The organism is Streptomyces sp. NPDC037401, assembly GCF_055602345.1.
The window spans coordinates 1-3,900 of sequence record NZ_JBVJWO010000077.1; the positions used below are offsets into that span (position 1 = coordinate 1).

1 protein-coding gene is annotated in these 3,900 nt (G+C 72.7%); it reads right to left on the bottom strand.

Annotated elements, in window-relative coordinates:
• A partial coding sequence (locus tag ACZ7H1_RS37250; RefSeq protein WP_470792924.1) for an SDR family NAD(P)-dependent oxidoreductase occupies positions 1-3,900 on the bottom strand: 3,900 nt, incomplete at both ends.

The window sequence follows — 3,900 nt, forward strand, 5'->3', positions numbered from 1 at the left end:
GTCGAGTTCGGCTCGTGAGCGCAGGATTTCGGTGAGCGACCAGTCCACGTAAGGGGCGAGGGCCTGTTCGCACTGTTCGATGGATGCGGCGAAGGCAGGTTCGGTGTCGAGGAGGTCGGCGCCCATGCCGGCCCATTGGGTGCCCTGTCCGGGGAAGACGAAGACGGTTTTGCCGGCTGGTTTGGTGTGGCCTTGGACGAGGTGGGTGTGGGGTTGGCCGGTGGCGAGGGCGTCGAGGGCTGTGGTGAGGGTGTCGGTGTTGGTGGTTTCGGTGAGGAGGACGGCGCGGTGTTCGAACTGGGCTCGTCCGTTGATCAGGGTGCCGGCGACCGCAGCGGTGTCCACGGTCTGGGTGCGGTCGACGTAGGCCCGCAGCTGTCGTGCCTGCGCCCGCAGGGCTTCCGGAGTCCTGGCGGACACCAGCCACGGCACGACCCCGTCCACCCGCGATGCGTCCGGTTCCGGCCCGGCTGCTTCTTCCGGCGCTTGCTCCAGCACCGCATGTGTGTTCGTACCGCTGATGCCGAACGAGGAGACGCCCGCCCGCCGCGGCTGCCCCGTGACGGGCCAGGCCGTCTCCTCCGTCAGCAGGGCCACGGCTCCGGCCGACCAGTCCACCCACGGAGTCGGTTCGTTGACGTGCAGCGTCTGCGGCAGGATCCCGTGCTGGAGGGCCATGACCATCTTGATGAGGCCCGCGACACCGGAAGCGGCCTGGGTGTGGCCGATGTTGGACTTCACCGAGCCGAGCCACAGCGGCCGGTCCTCGGGCCGGTCCTGGCCGTACGTGGCGATCAGCGCCTGTGCCTCGATCGGGTCGCCCAGTTTCGTGCCGGTGCCGTGCGCCTCCACCGCATCCACCTGGTCCGCCGACAAGCCGGCGTTGGCGAGGGCCTGGCGGATGACCCGCTGCTGCGAGGGGCCGTTGGGAGCGGTGAGCCCGTTGCTGGCCCCGTCCTGGTTCATTGCCGTACCGCGGACCACGGCCAGTACGCGGTGGCCGTTCCGGCGCGCGTCCGACAGCCGCTCCAGCAGCAGCATGCCGACGCCCTCGGACATGCCCATGCCGTCGGCGTCCGCGGAGAACGCCCGGCACCGGCCGTCCACCGACAGGCCCCGCTGACGGCTGAACTCGGTGAAGGACGTGGGCACCGCCATCACGGACACACCGCCGGCCAGCGCGAGCGTGGACTCGCCCTGACGCAGCGACTGGGCCGCGAGGTGGAGGGCGACCAGCGACGACGAGCAGCCGGTGTCCAGGGTGACGGCCGCGCCCTCCAGACCGAGGACGTACGAGACGCGCCCCGAGGCGATGCTCGCGGTGTTGCCCGTACCCAGGTACCCCTCGACCTCCTCCGGAGTCTCCCGGAGCCGCGATCCGTAGTCGTGGTAGCTGACGCCGGCGAACACCGACGTACGGCTGCCGCGCAGCGACTGGGGGTTGATGCCGGCGCGTTCGAAGGCCTCCCAGGAGGTCTCCAGCAGCAGGCGCTGCTGGGGGTCCATCGCGAGGGCCTCACGCGGTGAGATCCCGAAGAACGCCGGGTCGAAGTCGGCGGCGTCGTAAAGGAATCCACCGTGCCGCGTGTACGACTTCCCGCGCTGCTCCGGATCCGGGTCGTAGAGCCCGTCGAGGTCCCAGCCGCGGTCGGTGGGCAGCCCGGAGATCACGTCGTCGCCGCGCAGCAGCAGCTCCCACAGCTGCTCGGGGGAGCGCACGCCGCCGGGGAAGCGGCAGCCCATGCCGATGATGACGACGGGATCGTCGTCGGCGGCAGGCGGCACCGCCGGTACTGCGGTCGCCCCGGCCGCGGCGGTGCCGGTGGATGCGCCGAAGAACTCGTCCCGCAGGTATCCGGCGAGTACGGAGGGGGAGGGGTAGTCGAAGACCAGCGTGGCCGGCAGCCGCAGACCGGTGACCGTGGCCAGCCGGTTGCGCAGCTCGACCGCGGTCAGCGAGTCGAACCCGAGGTCACGGAACGCCCGTACCGGTTCGACCGCCTCCGCCGAGGCATGACCGAGGACCGAGGCCGCCTGGGCGCGGACCAGATCGAGGAGCACCCGGTCACGCTCGTCCGCCGCGAGACCCTCCAGCCGCTCGCGCAGCGGGGACGACGGGGCGCTCCGCGGTTCCGCCCCCGGCACGCCGTCGGCGGGCGCGGCGGCCGCCTCGATCTCGCGCCGGGCCTCGGGTACGCCACCGAGCAGCGGACGCGGACCCGTCGACGTGAAGACGGGAACGAAGCGCTCCCAGTCCACGTCGGCCACGGCCACGAAGGTCTCGTCGTGCGCGAGTATCTGCCGCATCGCCGAAAACGCCGTGTCCGGGTCGAGGAACGGCAGGCCCCGCGCCTGCAACTGCTCCGGCTTGACGCCGTCCGGCAGCCGCTCCGGGTCCCAGACGTTCCAGACGCCCCAGGCGATCGAGCTCGCCTTCAGGCCGCGGGCCCGACGCTGCTCGGCCAGCGCGTCCAGGTAGGCGTTGGCAGCGGCGTACGCACCGTGGTCGCCGCTGCCCCAAACACCGGCGATGGACGAGAAGAGCACGAACGCGTCGAGCTCCTCGGAGCCCAGCAGCTCGTCCAGGTGGGCGGCGCCCGCGACCTTGGCGGCCAGTACGTCCGCGAACTCCCCGAGCCCCGCCTCGGCCAGCGACGCGAGCTCGATGAACGCGGCGGCGTGGACCACCGTACGCACGCTCTCGCCGTCGGCCTTCAGCTGCTCCAGCACGCCGGCGAGAGCCTCGCGGTCGGCTGCGTCGCACGCGGCCACCGTGAGCCGGACACCCGTGAGGGCGAGCTCTCCCTCGAGCTCGGCCATGCCGGGCGCGGACGGGCCGCGCCGGCTGGTCAGCACCACGTGCTCGGCCCCGTTCGAGCCGAGCCATCGTGCGATGTGCGGACCGAGTGCTCCGGTACCGCCGGTGACCAGCGCCGTACCGCTCGTCCGCCAGACCGGCGCCTCGTCCGCTGCCCGGCTGCCGAGCGGCGACCGCACGAGGCGTCGGGCGAAGACGCCCGACGTGCGGATCGCGACCTGGTCCTCTCCGGCCAGCCCCGCCAGCACTGCGCACAGACGCGCCCGGGCCCGGTCGTCGAGCTGCTGCGGCAGGTCGACGAGGCCGCCCCAGCGCTCGGGCTGCTCCAGCCCGGCCACCCGGCCCAGGCCCCAGACCTGTGCCTGCGCGGGGCTGGACAGGGCGTCCGAGGCGCCTGTCGCCACCGCCCCGCACGTCCCGAACCACAGGGGGACCTCGAGCCGTGCGTCGCCCAGGGCCTGGACGAGGGCCAGAGTGCCGGCGACGCCCGCGGTCATCGCGGGATGTGCCGGGTAGGGGCGCTCGTCGAGGGCCAGCAGCGAGAGGACGCCGACGAGGGGGGAGTCCTGTGCGGACAGCACCTCGCCGATCCGGTCGACGTACGCGCCGCGTGCGGCTTCGGCGGTGTCCAGCTCCAGCGGTACGACCCGCGCGCCGTGCCCCGCCATCCCTTCGGCTGCGGCGCGGACGAGGTCGTCGGTGGCGTGCCCGTCCGGGAAGACCACGAGCCAGGTTCCCGTGAGCCCGGTCGCGGCACCCCCGTCGGCCACCGGCTTCCAGCTGATGCCGTAGCGCCAGTTGTCGACGGTGGCTTCGCGCTTGCGCTCCTGGCGCCAGGACGCGAGCGCCGGGAGCACCGTGCTGAGCGGCGCGTCGTCCGCCAGCTCGAGCGTGCCGGCGAGCGATTCCCAGTCCTCGCTCTCGACTGCTGCCCAGAAGCGGGTGTCGACGACGTCCGTGGCGGGGGCGGAGGAGTGCGCCGGAGCCGTGTCGGGGACGTTGAGCCAGTAGTGCTGGTGTTGGAAGGGGTAGGTGGGGAGGTTGGGGGTGTGGTGGTGGGTTGTGGGGGTGGGCCAGTTGAT